General features: G+C 64.7%; 13 protein-coding genes. 4 read left to right on the top strand and 9 right to left on the bottom strand.

All coding sequences use genetic code 11. The features are described 5' to 3' along the window. Positions 1–126 precede the first annotated feature (126 nt). The 3 genes from RBB39_RS18180 to RBB39_RS18170 all read right to left on the bottom strand — a co-directional run bounded on the left by RBB39_RS18180 (position 127) and on the right by RBB39_RS18170 (position 2,877). Positions 127–876, bottom strand: coding sequence for a carbonic anhydrase (locus tag RBB39_RS18180; RefSeq protein WP_045991359.1), 750 nt, complete (start codon positions 874–876; stop codon positions 127–129). 174 nt (positions 877–1,050) lie between these two features. Then, positions 1,051–1,248, bottom strand: a complete 198-nt coding sequence (locus RBB39_RS18175; RefSeq protein WP_045991360.1) for a hypothetical protein — start codon at positions 1,246–1,248, stop codon at positions 1,051–1,053. 165 nt (positions 1,249–1,413) lie between these two features. Then, entirely contained in the window at positions 1,414–2,877 is a 1,464-nt protein-coding gene (locus RBB39_RS18170; protein ID WP_045991361.1) for an aldehyde dehydrogenase family protein, read from the bottom strand. A gap of 521 nt (positions 2,878–3,398) precedes the next feature. On the opposite strand from RBB39_RS18170, the gene adhE reads away from it, so the two are divergent. From adhE to RBB39_RS18150, 4 genes are all read left to right on the top strand, one after another. Continuing rightward, positions 3,399–6,182: a bifunctional acetaldehyde-CoA/alcohol dehydrogenase gene (adhE, locus tag RBB39_RS18165; RefSeq protein WP_045991362.1), complete on the top strand. Its 2,784-nt coding sequence runs from the start codon at positions 3,399–3,401 to the stop codon at positions 6,180–6,182. 274 nt (positions 6,183–6,456) lie between these two features. Then, on the top strand, positions 6,457–7,395 hold the full coding sequence (locus RBB39_RS18160) for a helix-turn-helix domain-containing protein (RefSeq protein ID WP_045991363.1): 939 nt from the start codon (positions 6,457–6,459) through the stop codon (positions 7,393–7,395). 118 nt (positions 7,396–7,513) lie between these two features. Continuing rightward, positions 7,514–8,914 (top strand): amidase, encoded by a 1,401-nt coding sequence (locus tag RBB39_RS18155; protein WP_306169253.1) that lies wholly within the window; start codon positions 7,514–7,516, stop codon positions 8,912–8,914. Positions 8,915–9,020: 106 nt separating this feature from the next. After that, a complete protein-coding gene (locus tag RBB39_RS18150) occupies positions 9,021–9,392 on the top strand; it encodes a DnaJ family domain-containing protein (RefSeq protein ID WP_108448480.1) in 372 nt (123 codons plus the stop codon). Positions 9,393–9,419: 27 nt separating this feature from the next. Here RBB39_RS18150 and RBB39_RS18145 read toward each other — a convergent pair whose 3' ends face one another. The 6 genes from RBB39_RS18145 to RBB39_RS18120 form a co-directional block, all read right to left on the bottom strand. Then, positions 9,420–9,884 carry a hypothetical protein gene (locus RBB39_RS18145; RefSeq protein ID WP_108131184.1) on the bottom strand — a complete coding sequence of 155 codons (465 nt, stop codon included), beginning with the start codon at positions 9,882–9,884 and terminating at the stop codon, positions 9,420–9,422. Between the two features lie 379 nt (positions 9,885–10,263). Next, complete coding sequence (locus RBB39_RS18140) at positions 10,264–11,490, bottom strand: benzoate/H(+) symporter BenE family transporter (protein ID WP_108131183.1); 1,227 nt, start codon at positions 11,488–11,490, stop codon at positions 10,264–10,266. 188 nt (positions 11,491–11,678) lie between these two features. Next, positions 11,679–12,452, bottom strand: coding sequence for a benzoate diol dehydrogenase BenD (gene benD / locus RBB39_RS18135; protein ID WP_108131182.1), 774 nt, complete (start codon positions 12,450–12,452; stop codon positions 11,679–11,681). 53 nt (positions 12,453–12,505) lie between these two features. Further along, complete coding sequence (locus tag RBB39_RS18130) at positions 12,506–13,276, bottom strand: ABC transporter ATP-binding protein (protein ID WP_108131181.1); 771 nt, start codon at positions 13,274–13,276, stop codon at positions 12,506–12,508. Beyond that, the gene (locus tag RBB39_RS18125; RefSeq protein WP_306169252.1) at positions 13,273–14,094 is read right to left on the bottom strand and encodes an ABC transporter ATP-binding protein; all 822 of its coding nucleotides are present in this window, start codon (positions 14,092–14,094) and stop codon (positions 13,273–13,275) included. The genes RBB39_RS18130 and RBB39_RS18125 overlap by 4 nt, the downstream gene beginning before the upstream one ends. Then, entirely contained in the window at positions 14,091–15,185 is a 1,095-nt protein-coding gene (locus RBB39_RS18120) for a branched-chain amino acid ABC transporter permease (RefSeq protein ID WP_222568300.1), read from the bottom strand. Before RBB39_RS18120 ends, RBB39_RS18125 begins: the two co-directional genes overlap by 4 nt. Positions 15,186–15,255: the final 70 nt, after the last annotated feature.

Below are 15,255 nucleotides of genomic sequence, written 5' to 3'. Positions count from 1 at the left end.
ACTTGGCTAGTACCGACGGCATCAATGATGCCATGCAAGTGCCGGCCCGGACCCAGCGCAGCAGCGCCGACGACGTCCGGGAGCGATGCTTATCACCATGTGACAAGGTGTTGTCGAGAGACGGAACTACTTGAGTGGCACTCTGGCATTCAGAGGCTGCAGCGGCCGGTTATTGGCGTCCCCGATCGCAGCAGAGAACGACTCGACCTGATCAGATGAAATATCCTGCGTGCTCTGCATGATCACCCAGCGGACGCCTTCGGAGCAGGGTGGAGTGGTCAAGGAACCGTTCAGGCGATAGTAGTCATGCTGGGCCGGCAACATCTGCGTGAAGTTCACGGTATCGGTTACGTCGGCACGTTCACCGGCGGTATCTGGCAGGCTATCGGCAAGCGAGCGCAATGCTGCATTTTCCTCGCCTTCCTCGAACAGCACCGTGACTACCGCCAGGTTGCCGTCCTTGTCGCTGTGCACCAGATGCGCTTCCAGCGGGAACCGGCGTCCGTCTACCGTGTGCTCGGAAGGCGCGTGAAAGTGCATCTGCTGCAGGATGAAGAGATCCCCATCAAGCGTCAGCGTGTTGCCCTCGGGGGAGGCTACCTGCACCGTGTGGCCATTGTTGAAGACCCTGGTCCCGGTGGTCGCGTAGTCAAGTTGTAGCGGTGGAAGTTCGGCATCGATAGCGCCATCGATATCGACGGGCGACTGGTTGCGACCCAGGCCACACATACTGAAGTCGTCGTCGATGTCAGCCCAGTGGGCAGGTCCCGTGTCTCCCGTGTAGGACCAGTGTGACGTTTCGGGCGCGGCGGCCATTACTGCCTGGGACATCATCAGGCCGCTCAGTGCCGCCGCGATCTTGATCCGCTTGATCATGAAACAACTCCGTTGCACACAGAAAAGGCCTGCCCCTGGGGACAGACCTCTTATCCTGATACTCCTCAGCGGCGAAGACAGGCGACATCACCGACCCACAAGGTCAGTGTGAGCAGACCCGTCCTTCACGCTGCCTCTCTCGGCATAGCGCCGCTGACGGTGACGCCTGTCACATCAGTTGGTGGCTTCCTCGGCCGACTCTTCCATCTCTTCGCCCATGTCTTCCATGGACTCACCGGCATCCTCGACCGCCTGATCCATTTCCTCGCCGGCCTGCTCGGCAGGGCCTTCCTCTTCGCAGGCGGCCAGACCACCCGCCATCATCGCGATCACGAAAGCCATTCCGAAACGACGCATCATGCTGTTTTTCATAACATCTCCTTGTCTAAGACGTTGGTCGTGATTCCCTTTCACCCTAGCGCTGTCGGTTGACCCTGGCCAGGGTCCAGGGACGCTCACAGAGGGTTCAATCCACAACCCTAAGTCTACTTGACTCTAGCAGGCGGCACGCGCTTCGCACCGTATCCGAGGAATCCATCAGAAGGGATAGTCGCGAGGCTCGTGCTGGACGCTGACCCATTGCACGGTTGTCATCTCGTTCAGCACCCAGTCGCCGTTGAAGCGGCCGATCCCGGAATTCTTCTCACCACCGAACGGCATGTGTGGTTCGTCGTTCACCGGCATGTCATTGACGTGCACCATTCCCGACTCTATCTGGCGTGCCACCCGTTCGCCGCGCGCCGGACAACCGCTGAAGACCGCTGCGGAGAGGCCATACTCGGTGGCATTGGCGATGCGTATCGCCTCGGCCTCACCGTCGGCCTTGATGATGCCGGCGATCGGACCAAATATCTCGTTGCAGGCCAGGTCCATCTCCTCGCTGACATGGCTGAACACCCAGGGATGCAGGCAAGGGCCTTCAAGAGAGCCCTCGAGCGCCACCCGGGCACCAGACTCCCGGGCCCTGTCGATGGTGTCCTTCAGCCCGTCTAGCTGTTGATCGTTGATGATCGGTCCGATGACGGTATCTGCGTCGGAGGGGTCCCCGACCTTGAGCCCCTTGACCCGCTCGACGAAGCGCTCGACAAAGGCGTCGTGGATCGACGCATCGACGATGATACGGTTGATGGCGATGCAGATCTGGCCCTGATGCATGAACTTGCCGACCACCGCCGCCCGTACGGCCCGATCGATGTCAGCGTCATCGAGCACCACAAAGGGACTGTTGCCGCCGAGTTCCAGTGCCACTGGCTTGATATGTTCTCCGCCGACCGCCCCCTTGGCGATCTGTCGGCCCACCTCGGTGGAACCGGTGAAGGAGATAAGCTTGGCTAGCCGATGTCCGACCAGCGGGTCGCCGAGCTCGCTGCCGGCACCAACCAGAACACTGAGGAGCCCCTTCGGCAGCCCCGCTTCCTCGTAAAGCCGTGCCAGCAGCAATCCACCGGTCAAGGGGGTATCGCTGGCAGGCTTGAGCACCACGGCGTTACCCAGCGCAAGGGCGGGGCCGATGGTGCGCTGGGTCAGGTGGAAGGGAAAGTTCCAGGGACTGATCACGCCAATCACGCCCAGCGGCTTGCGATAGACCCTATGGTCCTTGCCCGGGACGCTCGAAGCGGCAGTGGTACCTTGCACGCGAGTGGCCATGGCGGCGGCTTCGAGCGACATCTCCCAGGCATTGTTCCACTCGAGTTCGGCCTTGATGCGAGTGCTGCCCGACTCGCGGATGAGCCACTCGACCAGTTCATCCTTGCGCTCTTCCATCAGTTCGGCGACACGGCGCAGTACAGCCGCTCTGTGGGTAGCGCTGGTATTCGCCCACTGCCGTTGCGCTCGGTCGGCCGCATCAAAGGCATGCTCGACGTCGGAGCAATCTGCCTGGGTGATCTCCACCAGTTGTTTCTGGTGGTAGGGGTCCATCACCTTGAGCGACTCGCCGGAACTTCCAGCCCTCCATTCACCGGCGATCGGCTGCAGATGAAGATCCTTGAGGCTCCACATAACGACTCCTTTCGCTCTGTATAGCTTTCGTCCAACTATCGTCACACGAGGCTAGTCAACCATCACTCGGGTCGCAAGACCCGTCGGAGTGACGATTTGTGTCCTGACATTATTGCCAATGGCCTCTCCTGACCGAGGTGGAGTCTACCTCTCCTCCTCCACAGGGGGCTCGGCTGAAGCGCCCTCCCTACCCCAGCCCACGGATAGGCCGGGCTGATGCTTGCGATCATCATGATGTTCGAATCAGCGGAATACCGGCGACAAAACTGACCCCTGTCAGCAGAGCTGAATCGAGACAGCCATAGACTGAATCTCGACGGGAAGACATCAAGCCACTTTTCAAGCCGCTTTGCTTCTTATGCTCGCCGACGCCCGAGCCTTATGCCCGCCGACGCCCGAGCCCGACGCTCGCCGACGCCCGAGCCAGGCACATGCCCAGCTCCGAGCAACAGGCGCTGCACACGCCAAGGAGGTTTCGCAGGTCGCTTTTCTTTCCTTTGTCATGTTACTGGAGGCCAATAATGGCTGTTACCAACCTCGCTGAACTCGACGCCCTCGTCGCCAGGGTCAAGGCCGCGCAACGGGTCTTTGCCAGCTTCTCTCAAGAGAAGGTCGATGCGATCTTTCGCGCTGCCTCGCTTGCCGCCAACCAGGCCCGCATACCGCTGGCCCGCCAGGCGGTGGAAGAGACCGCCATGGGCGTGCTCGAGGACAAGGTGATCAAGAACCACTTTGCCTCGGAGTTCATCTACAACAAGTACAAGGACGACAGGACCTGCGGCGTCATCGCCACCCACGATGAAGCCGGCACCATGACCATCGCCGAGCCGGTGGGCCTGATCTGCGGCATCATCCCCACCACCAACCCCACCTCCACGGCCATCTTCAAGGCGCTGATCTCGCTGAAGACCCGCAACGGCATCATCTTCTCGCCCCACCCGCGCGCACGTCACTGCACCAACGCCGCCGCGAAGCTGGTGCTGGAGGCGGCGGTGGCTGCCGGTGCACCACAGGACATCATCGGCTGGATCGACCAGCCCTCGGTGGAGTTGTCCGAGGCCCTGATGAAGCACGAGGGCATCAACCTGATCCTGGCCACCGGCGGCCCCGGCATGGTCAAGGCGGCCTACTCCTCGGGCAAGCCGGCCATCGGCGTGGGTGCCGGCAACGTGCCGGTGGTGATCGACGAGAGCGCGGACATCAAGCGGGCGGTGGCCTCGATCCTGATGTCCAAGACCTTCGACAACGGCGTGGTATGCGCCTCGGAGCAAGCGGTGATCGTGCTCGACGAGGTCTACGACGAGGTGCGTGAACGCTTCGCCTCCCACGCGGCCTACCTGCTGTCCGCCGACGAGGCCGACCAGGTCCGTCAGGTGCTTCTGAAAAATGGCGCGCTCAACGCCGCCATCGTCGGCCAGTCGGCGGCGACCATCGCCGGGCTCGCCGGCATCGAGGTGCCCGCCGACACCAAGATCCTGATCGGCGAGGGCGAGCGGGTCAGCATCGACGACGCCTTTGCCCACGAGAAGCTGTCACCGACACTGGGCATGTTCCGCGCCAGTTCCTTCGAGGACGCGGTGGACCAGGCCTGCACCATGGTCGAGTTTGGCGGCATCGGCCATACCTCAGGGCTCTACACCAACCAGGACACTCAGCAGTCGCGTATCCGCTACTTCGGCGACCGCCTCAAGACCGCGCGCATCCTGGTCAATATCCCCACCTCCCACGGCGGCATCGGCGACATGTACAACTTCGACATGGCGCCCTCGCTGACCCTCGGCTGCGGTTCCTGGGGCGGCAACTCGATCTCCGAAAATGTCGGTCCCAAGCACCTGATCAACACCAAGACCGTGGCCAAGCGGGCGGAAAACATGCTGTGGCACAAGCTCCCCGAATCGATCTACTTCCGTCGCGGCAGCCTGTCGGTGGCGCTGACCGACCTCAAGGACAAGAAGCGCGCCTTTATCGTCACCGACCGCTTCCTGTTCAACAACGGCTACGCCGATGAGCTGATGGCACTGCTCAAGGGACTCGGCATGGAGGTCCACACCTTCTACGACGTCGAGGCCGACCCCACCATGTCGATCGTCGACAAGGGCGCCGAGGCCATGGCCAGCTTCCAGCCCGACGTGATCCTGGCGCTCGGTGGCGGCTCGCCGATGGACGCCGCCAAGATCATGTGGGTCAAGTACGAGCACCCGGACGTGCACTTCCAGGACCTGGCGATGCGCTTCATGGACATCCGCAAGCGGATCTACCAGTTCCCCACCATGGGCGAAAAGGCCAGCCTGGTGTGCATCCCCACCACCTCCGGAACCGGCTCCGAGGTCACGCCTTTCGCGGTGGTCACCGACGACGCCACCGGCATCAAGTACCCGCTGGCGGACTATCAGCTGACCCCGGACATGGCCATCGTCGATGCCAACCTGGTGATGAAGATGCCCAGATCGCTGACCGCCTTCGGGGGTTATGACGCCGTGACCCACGCGCTGGAGGCCTACGTCTCGGTGTTGGCCAACGAGTTCTCCGACGGTCACGCGCTGCAGGCGCTGAAGCTGCTGAAGCAATACCTGCCGGCCAGCTACCGTGAGGGCGAGCGCGACGCCGTGGCCCGCGAGAAGGTCCACAGTGGCGCCAGCATCGCCGGCATGGCCTTTGCCAATGCCTTCCTTGGCGTGTGCCACTCCATGGCCCACAAGCTTGGCGCCGAGTTCCACCTGCCCCATGGCCTGGCCAATGCGCTGCTGATTACCAACGTGGTGCGCTTCAACGCCAACGACAACCCGACCAAGCAGACTGCCTTCTCCCAGTACGACCGGCCCAAGGCGCGCAGCCGCTACGCCGAGGTCGCCGATCACCTGGGGCTGTCCCAGGCCGGTGACCGTACCGCCCAGAAGGTCGAACGCCTGATCAACTGGCTCGATGAGCTCAAGCGCGACCTGGACATCCCCACCTCGATCAAGGACGCCGGCGTCCCCGAGGCCGACTTCCTGGCCAAGCTCGATGAAGTGGCCGCGGAGGCCTTCGATGACCAGTGCACCGGCGCCAACCCGCGCTACCCCTTGATCAGCGAGCTCAAGGAAGTGCTGCGGGCGTCCTACTACGGCGAGGTCTACGTGGAGGGTGAGACATTCGCCGGCACCACCGTGATCAAGAAGAGCGAAGCGCGCGCGCCTGCTCGGACGCCTGCCAATGCCCCTGACAAGGCCCCGGAAAAGGCCCGACAGAACGCCAGGGACGAAGCGAGCACACCCGCCGGCAAGGCGGCTGGCCGCAAGGCGAAGAAGGAGAAGGCCGACGCCTGAGCCCAAGCTAGCGCCAGAGCCCTTGGCAGGGCTTGATCGAAAGGGGTCCCGCCACGACCACAGCCCCCGCGAGAGCGATCTCGCGGGGGCTGTTGCGTCTCGCAAACAGTCACCAGTGCTTATCCCCTGCGCTAAGGGCCCAACCGGCGTGCATGCCGCCGCCAAACCCGCCTGCGCTATGCCTGTGCTATACCTGCGCTATAGTGTCGGGACGATGGCTGCATCAATGTCCATTTTGAGACCCTGTGGCCGCCCCGCCTGGAAGGACACCTGCATGACGGCCGCCTTTACCACCCGACAGATCGACTCCCGAGAGCGCTTCGCCTTCTGGCACGACGTCGTCTGCAGCCACTGCATTCCAGCCGACAGCCAATGCCTCGACGAACGGCCCTTCCATGGCAGCCTCAACATCAGGCAATACGGCGACGTCGCCATCAGTACCATGGCCGCCTCTTCCCACCGCTGGCGCCGGCAGTCACACCACCTGTCCCGCGACAGCGACGATGACCTGTGGCTCGGCTTTCTCGAGAACGCCACGGCCAGACTCGACCAGGATCAGCGGCGGATCGCCATCGGGCCCGGCGACCTGGTGCTGTACGATGCCTGCCGCCCGTTCGAATGGTGCCTGAGCGCCAGCGCGCTTCATCTGGTGCGCCTTCCTCGGGCGCCCTTGATGCGTCGCCTGACCTCCACCGAGCCGCTGACCGCGCGACCTATCCCGGCGACCTTGCCCGGCGCCACCTCTTTGAAGGCGTTGATCCGAGACGGCGCCCGGCTAGACGCCGAAGCCTCGTCGATCGGGCTCGGCGAGGCGATGGTCGATCTGGCGGCTCTGGTGCTCGAGGGGCTGGGCGGCGCTGGCGACAGTCGCAACGACGTGCTCTACCGACGCCTTTGTCACTACCTGCAACAACAGCACCAGGACCCGTCCCTGAGCCTCGATCGCATCGCCCGGGACAACCATGTCTCTCGGCGCACCCTCACCCGGCTGTTCGCTCAGCACGGTCACACCCCCATGGCAGCACTGTGGGCGATTCGCCTGGAGCAGAGTCGCGCCACCCTGCGGGCAGGTGGTATCCGCAGCGTCACCGAGGTCGCCCTGGAGCATGGCTTCACCAGTGTCTCCCATTTCAGCCGAAGCTTCCGTCAGGCCTACGGTCATTCGCCCTCTACCTTGCTGCAAGCAGGTCGCCACGCACCCGAGACGATGTGACCCCACCAGCTCGCTCTGGCCCTCTCGGGCCACCGCTTGGCCCGTTCAGGCAAACCTGAGTCCCTCGCCCTGCCTACCCTGAAGGTGAGCGTCTTCTCTCACCATCAGGATGACAACAATGACAGACCATCCGCTGCACTTTGACGGCCTTATCGAGGTCGGCCGTCGAATCCAGTCCAGGGAACTGAGCGCCGTCGAGGTCACTCGAACCATGCTCGAGCGAATCGACAGCGTCGATACCACCCTGAACAGCTTTGTCACCGTCATGGCCGACAGTGCACTTGAACAGGCCGCCCAGGCGGACCGCGATCTGGCCGCTGGCATCCACAAGGGGCCGCTTCAGGGTGTTCCAGTGGCCGTCAAGGATCTGCTGTGGACAGCGGGGACCCGGACGACCCACGGCATGCCCCTGCACCGTGACCACGTGCCCCGGAAAACGGCCAGCGTGGTCACACGCCTCGACCAGGCCGGGGCCGTGCTGCTAGGCAAGCTGCAGCAGACCGAAGGCGCCTTCGCCGATCACCACCCCGACATCACGCCGCCCACCAACCCCTGGGGCGAGGCCCTGTGGTCAGGCGCCTCGTCCAGCGGTTCCGGCGTGGCCACCGCCGCCGGGCTGTGCTTTGGCTCGCTGGGCACCGACACCGGTGGCTCGATTCGCTTCCCCTCGGCCGCCAACGGCGTCACCGGCCTCAAGCCGAGCTGGGGCCGAGTCAGCCGACACGGCGCCTTCGAGCTGGCGGCCTCGATGGACCACATCGGGCCGATCGCCCGCAGCGCCGCCGACGCAGGGGCGCTGCTTGGCGTTATTGCCGGTGCCGACGAACGTGACCCCACCGCCGTCCCCCTCGCCGTGCCGGATTACCTGGCCGGCATGACACGGGGCCTGAAGGGCCTGCGTATCGGGCTCGACCCTCACTGGGCCATCGAAGCGGTGGATAACGAAACCCGCGGCGTCCTCGAACAGGTCGTGTCCACGCTAGGACAGCTCGGTGCAGTGATCGAGGAAATCGACTTCCCCGACACCCAGCAGGCGGTATTCGACTGGGCGCCACTGTGCGGCGTGGAGACCGCCGTCGCCCATGCCGAGACCTTCCCCAGCCAGCGCGAAGCGTACGGCCCTGGTCTTGCTGGTCTGATCGACCTGGGCCGCGCCCAGAGCGCCATGGACCACCAGCAACGACTGCTGCGCCGGGCCGAGTTCAAGGGCCGGGTCGATCGCCTCTTGGCCAGTATCGACCTGCTGATCGCCCCGGTCACCGCCTACGCCGCCCCGTCGATGGCGTTCATGGAGAAGTTCGGCGAGGATGAAGCGCTGTTTTCCGGCATGCTGCGCTATACCTGTCCTTTCGACCTGAGCGGGCACCCGACCATTACCCTGCCGGCGGGCTTCAGCCAGCAGGGCGGGCCCATCGCCTTCCAGTTCATCGCACCGATGTTCAATGAAGCGATGCTGGTACGCGCTGGCTGGGCCTTCCAGCAGGTCACCGACTGGCATCGTCGACATCCAGAGCTGTAGCCCTCGCGCCTTCCTTCTCTTGATGGCTCCCGCTGGCGGGTGATGGGAGCGCTCCGATGGCCTAAAGTCGGGTCAACAGGACCGCTTTACGCCACGAGGTGCTCCCATGTCCCTGCTCGACCAACTGGCCGAGGCACGTATCCAGAAGGCGCAGCAGGAAGGCGCCTTCGACGACCTGCCGGATCACGGCAAGCCCATCGAACTCGACGACGACAGCATGATTCCCGAGGCGCTGCGGGCAGGCTACCGACTGCTGAAGAACTCAGGCTATCTGCCCCCGGAGCTTCAGCTTCAGCGCGAGATTCGTGAGGTGGAAGACCTGCTGGCGCAGACACAGGAAGCCGCCGAGCGAAGCGCTTGCGAGAAACGCCTGCGTCTTCTGCGCGCACGGCTTGGCGAAAGCGGGCGGGGTGCCAGTCGGCTTCTTGAGCTGGGGCGCTATCATGACCGGCTGCTGGAGAAGTGGGAGGGAGACTGACCCTGCGGTTACCGTCAGTACGGTGTGCTAGCGTGAGTCCGACCGGGTGTGCAACGGGACGTCGCGTTGGCGCCAGCGCCGTGACCGCCACAGCCCCAGCGCCAGCAAGACACCGGCGGCGATGACCGGCAGCATGGGCGGCGACGCCGGCGTCCTGAGGGCCACCCCGACCTGGGCGTAGAGCGAGGTCGCGCACAGCACAAAGCCGGCCAGCGGCACCGTCCAGGTCGCCCAGGCAGCCCCCTTCCGAAACGGCCCCCACAGCAGCACACCGACCAGCAGCGCCACGCTGAGACAGGCGCCCCCCAGGGCGTGCATCAGCGCCAGCAGGACCTGCCGGGTACCTGGAGCGACCGACGCCCAGTCGAGCCCCATGGCGGCGGCGTGGTAGGGCATGAACTCGCTGCTGCCGAGATAGACCAGGCCGAAGGCGATCAGAATCAGGGTCGCCAGTGCATGGCAGGCGAGAGCACTTCTTGAATACGGGGTCACGGCGGTTTCCTGGTGATTCGAGCGAGTACAGCGGACATCTTTGCCTAGGGCTTGTCTGAAAAGTGCCTGCACTCGGTAATACGGCGTTAAAAATCGGATCAAAATGCTCATTTACACTCCGTAAACTGCGCTTTCTCACCGATTTTTGCCTTGTCTAACCTTCGCTCGTCGACTTTTCGGACAGCGCCCAAATAGGGCTCCGCCGATGATAGCCGGCAACTTTGTCACCCCGCGCTCCCACCCTGACGCCGCGATCGTTTCAGCACACTAATCCGACGGTATCAGACGGCCGCAGGTCAGGCTCACCGACGGTGCTGACATCGATGAATTCGCGACGCTCGAGCGCCATTCGGCCTGGGACCATGCATCACCGCCAGCGTCAGGCTGCGGCGCGTCCACCATGCAGCAACCTGACCGCCAGCATGCCGATCACCACCCCCCAGAAGGCCGCGCCCAGACCGAACAGGCTCATGCCCGAGGCCGTCACCATAAAGGCGATCACCGAGGCCTCGCGGTGGTCCTCGGCGGCGATCATGGCGGCCAGGTTGCTGGTGATCGCACCGATCAAGGCAAGCCCCGCCAGTACCGCCACAAAGGCCCCGGGCAAGGAGGTGAAGAGCGCCACGATAGTACCGGCGAACAGCCCGCCGACCAGGTAGAAGACGCCGTTGGCGACCCCGGCGACGTAGCGACGGCCCGGGTCCTGGTGGGCATCCTTGCCGGTGCACAGCGCAGCGGTGATGGCCGCGATCACCGTGGTGATGCCGCCAAAGCAGGCGGTGGCGAAGGAGGTCAGGCTGGCCACCGTCAGAATCGGCCGAGCCCTGGTGTGATAGCCCGCTGCGTGCAGGATTGCCATTCCCGGCAGGAACTGGCCGGTCAGGCTCACCACCACCAGCGGCAACGCGAGGCTCAGGGTGCTGGTGATGCTCCACTCGGGAGCGATGAAACGGGGAATCGCCAGGTGCACACCGACGCCGGCGAGACTCGCGCCTTCCAGCACCACGGCGAGCACCACACCGGTGATCAGCAACAGGATCAGGCTGTAGCGCGGCGCCAGCCGCTTGAACACCAGATAGGCCAGCAGCATGCCGACGGCGAGCCAGGGCGAGGTCTCGATGGCCGCAAAGGCACCGAGGCCAAACTGGAACAGGATGCCCGCCATCATGCCGGCGGCCACGCCCGACGGAATCAGCGCCATCAACCGGTCGAAGCTGCCGGTGATACCGATGATCAGCATCAGCACCGCCGCTGTCAGGTAGGCGCCTACCGCCTCGCCCAGCGACAGCTCCGGGAACAGGGTGATCAGCAGCGCCGTACCCGGCGCCGACCAGGCCGTCACCACCGGCACCCTGAGCCACAGGCTCAGGACGATGCCCGACACCGCCGCCCCCAGCGAAATGGCCCACACCCAGGAGGTCATCATCTCGGGTGAGATATCCGCCGCCGCCCCGGCCTGGAAGAAGATCGCCAGCGGCCCCGAGTAGGAAATCAGCACCGCGACAAAGCCTGCCGTCACCGCCGACAGTGACAGGTCACGAAAAAGGGACGACCCTGCAGCCGCCCCTTGGGGTGCGGTTACGGTATCGGAGTCGGTTCGGCGCATGGGCTGGCTCCTTGATGATGGCGTCGATGTACGGCCAGGAATGTCACCTGGTGGGTCCCCCGGCGACGTCGACGGAAGACAAAAAAGGCCCGGCACGCGGCCAGGCCAAGGAGGATACAAGATTCACCACGCCGTCCCGCAGGTACAGCGGGATGCAAGGTGGGTCCACGTCACGCGGCATCAACCGGCTAGCCCAGGTCGCCGCCGGCCACCGGCACCACCGTGCCGGTGATATAGCTGGCGTCGCGGGAGGCCAGAAACAGGATCGGCCCGACCTGCTCGTCCAGGGTGCCGTAGCGGTGCATCAGGCTCGACGCCAGGGTCTGGTCGATCAACTGCTGGTACCACAGCTTGTCCTGTTCGCTCTGGGGCTCGGCGTTGCGCGGCGTCAGCCGGGGCGGCGCCTCGGTGCCGCCGGGGGCGGTGGCATTGACCCGTACGCCGTGCTCGGCCATCTCGATGGCCAGCGCCACGGTCATGGCGTTCACCCCGCCCTTGGCTGAAGCGTAGGGCACCCGATTGACCCCGCGGGTGGCCACCGAGGAGACGTTGACGATATTGCCGCCGCTGTCGATCAGGTGGGGCAGCGCCGCGCGACAGCACCACAGCGTCGGAAACAGCGAGCGACGCACCTCGGCCTCGACCTGCTCCGGGCTGTAGTGGGTGTAGGGCTTGGCCCAGATGGTCCCGCCGACGTTGTTGACAAGTACGTCCAGTCGCCCGAAGCGCTCGATGGCGCTCTTGATGGCGCTCTCGGCGCCCTCCCAGGTTTCCAGATCGGCGTTCAGGGCAAGGACCTCGACTCCCTGCTCGCCAAGCTCGCGGGCCACCTGGTGGACATGTTCGGCGCGATCGACCAGCACCAGGGCAGCGCCCTCGTCGCCGGCCCGCTCGGCCAGACGCCGACCGATCCCCTGGGCGGCGCCGGTGATCAGCATCACCTGTCCTTCGAATCGCTTCATGTTGCTGTCCTTCTGCTGTCGGATGCGGTGGGTGAAGTGGCCACGGCGTGGCCTCAGCCCACACCGAGGTGGGTATCGAGGATCGAGGGATCGGCCCTCAGCGCCTGGCTGTCACCGTCGAACACCACCTTGCCCTTGACGATCAACAGGTGGCGGTCGCCCACCTCGAGCAGGTTGTCGATGTTCTTGTCGACGATGATGCTGGCGATGCCCGAGGCCTTGATGGTGCGCAGGATCGACCAGATCTCGTCGCGGATCAGCGGCGCCAGCCCTTCGGTAGCCTCGTCGAGAATCAACAGGCGCGGGTTGAGCATCAGCGCGCGACCGATCGACAGCATCTGCTGCTCGCCGCCGGACAGCAGCGAACCATCGTGGCCGATGCGCTCCTTGAGCCGGGGAAAGGTGTCCAGCACCCGCTCGATGTCCCAATCGGTGCGACCGTCAGCCCCCGGACGTGCGGCCATCACCAGATGCTCGCGCACGCTGATACCGGGAAAGATGCCCCGCCCTTCGGGCACATAACCGATGCCCTGACGAATGATCTGCCAGGGACGGCGCTTGCGAGTATCCAGCCCCATGATCCGCACCTCGCCATGGCGCGGCGGCACAAAGCCGAGGATCGACTTCAAGGTGGTGGTCTTGCCCATGCCGTTGCGACCGAGCAGGCTCAGCGTCTCGCCGGCTCTGAGGGTCAGATCCACCCCGTGCAGCACATGGCTTTCGCCGTAGAAGGTGTGCAGGCCGGTGGCCTCGATCAACGGCGACTCGACATCCTCGGCAGCGTCCACCCGTTGCGTTCCTGCCTCCTTGATCGCCACATTCATGACGTCACCTCGCTATTGCTGGAGCCGTTGCCGATATCGACGCTATCGCTGTTCGGGCGACTGTCCTCGCTGTTGTCGTGACGTCCCAGATAGACGTCACGCACCGTTTCGCTTGCACGAATGCTCTCGGTGTCGCCGCTTTCCAGCACGCAACCGTCGACCATCACGGTGATGCGATCGGCCAGGCGGAACACCGAGTCCATGTCGTGTTCGATCAACACGATGGTGTAGTCGCGAGACAGCCGCTTGAGCAGGTCGGCGACCTGGTCGGTCTCCTCCCGGCCCATGCCGGCCATCGGCTCGTCCAGCAGCATCAGCTGTGGCTGGGTCGCCAGCACCATGGCGATCTGCAGCTGGCGCTGCTCGCCGTAGCTCATGCCGGAGGACACCGTATGGGCCCGGGTCACCAGACCACAGGTGTCCAGCGCGGCCAGCGCCCGCTCATCGACTTCGCGGGCCCGCCGGCGCGAGCGCCAGCTGCCGATGACGCCACCGTGGTGGATACGCGCGGCCAGCTGGCAGTTCTGCAGACAGCTCAGGCGCGGAAAGATGTAGGTCTTCTGGTGGCTGCGACCGATACCGAGTCGGGCGACCTGGTGGGCCTTCTTGCCCTGGATCGCGCTGCCGCGATACTCGATCTCGCCGCGGGTCGGCGGAATCTCGCCGGACAGCAGGTTGATCAGGGTGCTCTTGCCGGCACCGTTGGGACCGAGGATGGCGTGGATCTCGCCCTGCTTGACCTCGAAGTCGACGTCATTGACCGCCAGCAGGCCACCGAAGCTGCGGGTCAGCCCGCGGGTCTTGAGCATGCTGCTCATGAGGACACCCCCCCGGCACTTTTGCCGACGTTCTTGCCGTCGCTGTCGGAGGCGGAAGTCTGTCTGCCCGTCGCCAAATTGTCCTTGCCACCGCCAAGCCGCCCCAGCAGCGAGGCCTTTCGCCCCGGCGGGTCGAGCAGCAGCCCGGCGATGCCCTTGGGCAGCACCAGCACCGCGACGATGATGGTCAGGCCCATCAGGATCGGCCAGTGGTTGGTCAGGTGCTCGTAGAAGTACAGCAGCAGTTCGTAGGCGAAGGCGCCGAGGATCGGCCCGAAGATGGTGCCCATGCCGCCGAGGATGACCATCATCAACACCTCGCCGGAGTGGTGCCAGCCAAGCTGGGCCGGGTTGGCGAAGCCGTACTGCATGGCCGCCAGCATGCCGGCGACGCCGGCGATCATCGCCGAGACCACGAAGGCGATCAGCTTGTAGCCGGTGGTGGCGTAGCCCAGCGCCTGCATGCGGTGCTCGTTGTCGTGGATGCCATCGAGCACCTGGCCGAAGTGGGAACGGGTCAGGGCGCGCAGGATAAGGTAGACCGCCACCAGGAGCGCCAGGCAGAAGTAGAAGAACGTCAGCGGGTTGTCGAGGTCGATCAGCGGCGTCTCGCCCATGGCAAGGCTCGGGCGGAACATGATGAAGACGCCGTCGGTACCGCCGGTCATGCTGGAGGTGCTGACGGTGTAGAACAGCATCTGGCCGAAGGCCAGGGTGGTCATGATGAAGAAGATGCCCTTGGTGCGCAGCACCAGCAGGCCGACGATGGCGGCGACCAGGCCGGAGACCAGCATCACCAGCGGCAGCATCCACCACAGCGAGGCGGCGCTGAAGTCGGGGCTGGCCATCGCCAGGGTGTAGGCCCCCAGGCCGAAGAACAGCGCGTGGCCCAAGCTGACCAGGCCAAGGATACCGACCAGCAGGTCGAGACTGACGGCGAACAGGGCGAAGATCAGCATCAGGGTCAGCTTCTCCATGAAGAAGGCGCTGGACTCCCCGAATACCGCCGGCCCCCAGGCCGGATAGGCGATCAGCAGCGCCAGGCCCGCCAGCAGCAGGACCGTCACGCGCTTGGGATATCGATGCAACATGGTGTTTCTCCTCCAGACGGGTGTCCCGTCTGCAAAGGGGTCCGATCAGGCGGCAAGGGATGCCCGAGCG

Source organism: Halomonas sp. MMSF_3323 (genome assembly GCF_030733595.1).
GTDB classification, from domain to species: domain Bacteria; phylum Pseudomonadota; class Gammaproteobacteria; order Pseudomonadales; family Halomonadaceae; genus Halomonas; species Halomonas litopenaei.
Note: the sequence above shows the minus strand (reverse complement) of the source record. Positions and strands in the feature narration are given on the sequence as shown.

What these genes read in the sequence shown, in the direction of transcription:
- RBB39_RS18120 (WP_222568300.1), bottom strand. Translation starts at nt 15,185, where the DNA reads ATGTTGCATCGATATCCCAAGCGCGTGACGGTCCTGCTGCTGGCGGGC.
- RBB39_RS18160 (WP_045991363.1), top strand. Translation starts at nt 6,457, where the DNA reads ATGACGGCCGCCTTTACCACCCGACAGATCGACTCCCGAGAGCGCTTC.
- adhE (WP_045991362.1), top strand. Translation starts at nt 3,399, where the DNA reads ATGGCTGTTACCAACCTCGCTGAACTCGACGCCCTCGTCGCCAGGGTC.
- RBB39_RS18140 (WP_108131183.1), bottom strand. Translation starts at nt 11,490, where the DNA reads ATGCGCCGAACCGACTCCGATACCGTAACCGCACCCCAAGGGGCGGCT.
- RBB39_RS18155 (WP_306169253.1), top strand. Translation starts at nt 7,514, where the DNA reads ATGACAGACCATCCGCTGCACTTTGACGGCCTTATCGAGGTCGGCCGT.
- RBB39_RS18125 (WP_306169252.1), bottom strand. Translation starts at nt 14,094, where the DNA reads ATGAGCAGCATGCTCAAGACCCGCGGGCTGACCCGCAGCTTCGGTGGC.
- RBB39_RS18170 (WP_045991361.1), bottom strand. Translation starts at nt 2,877, where the DNA reads ATGTGGAGCCTCAAGGATCTTCATCTGCAGCCGATCGCCGGTGAATGG.
- benD (WP_108131182.1), bottom strand. Translation starts at nt 12,452, where the DNA reads ATGAAGCGATTCGAAGGACAGGTGATGCTGATCACCGGCGCCGCCCAG.
- RBB39_RS18180 (WP_045991359.1), bottom strand. Translation starts at nt 876, where the DNA reads ATGATCAAGCGGATCAAGATCGCGGCGGCACTGAGCGGCCTGATGATG.
- RBB39_RS18175 (WP_045991360.1), bottom strand. Translation starts at nt 1,248, where the DNA reads ATGAAAAACAGCATGATGCGTCGTTTCGGAATGGCTTTCGTGATCGCG.
- RBB39_RS18130 (WP_108131181.1), bottom strand. Translation starts at nt 13,276, where the DNA reads ATGAATGTGGCGATCAAGGAGGCAGGAACGCAACGGGTGGACGCTGCC.
- RBB39_RS18150 (WP_108448480.1), top strand. Translation starts at nt 9,021, where the DNA reads ATGTCCCTGCTCGACCAACTGGCCGAGGCACGTATCCAGAAGGCGCAG.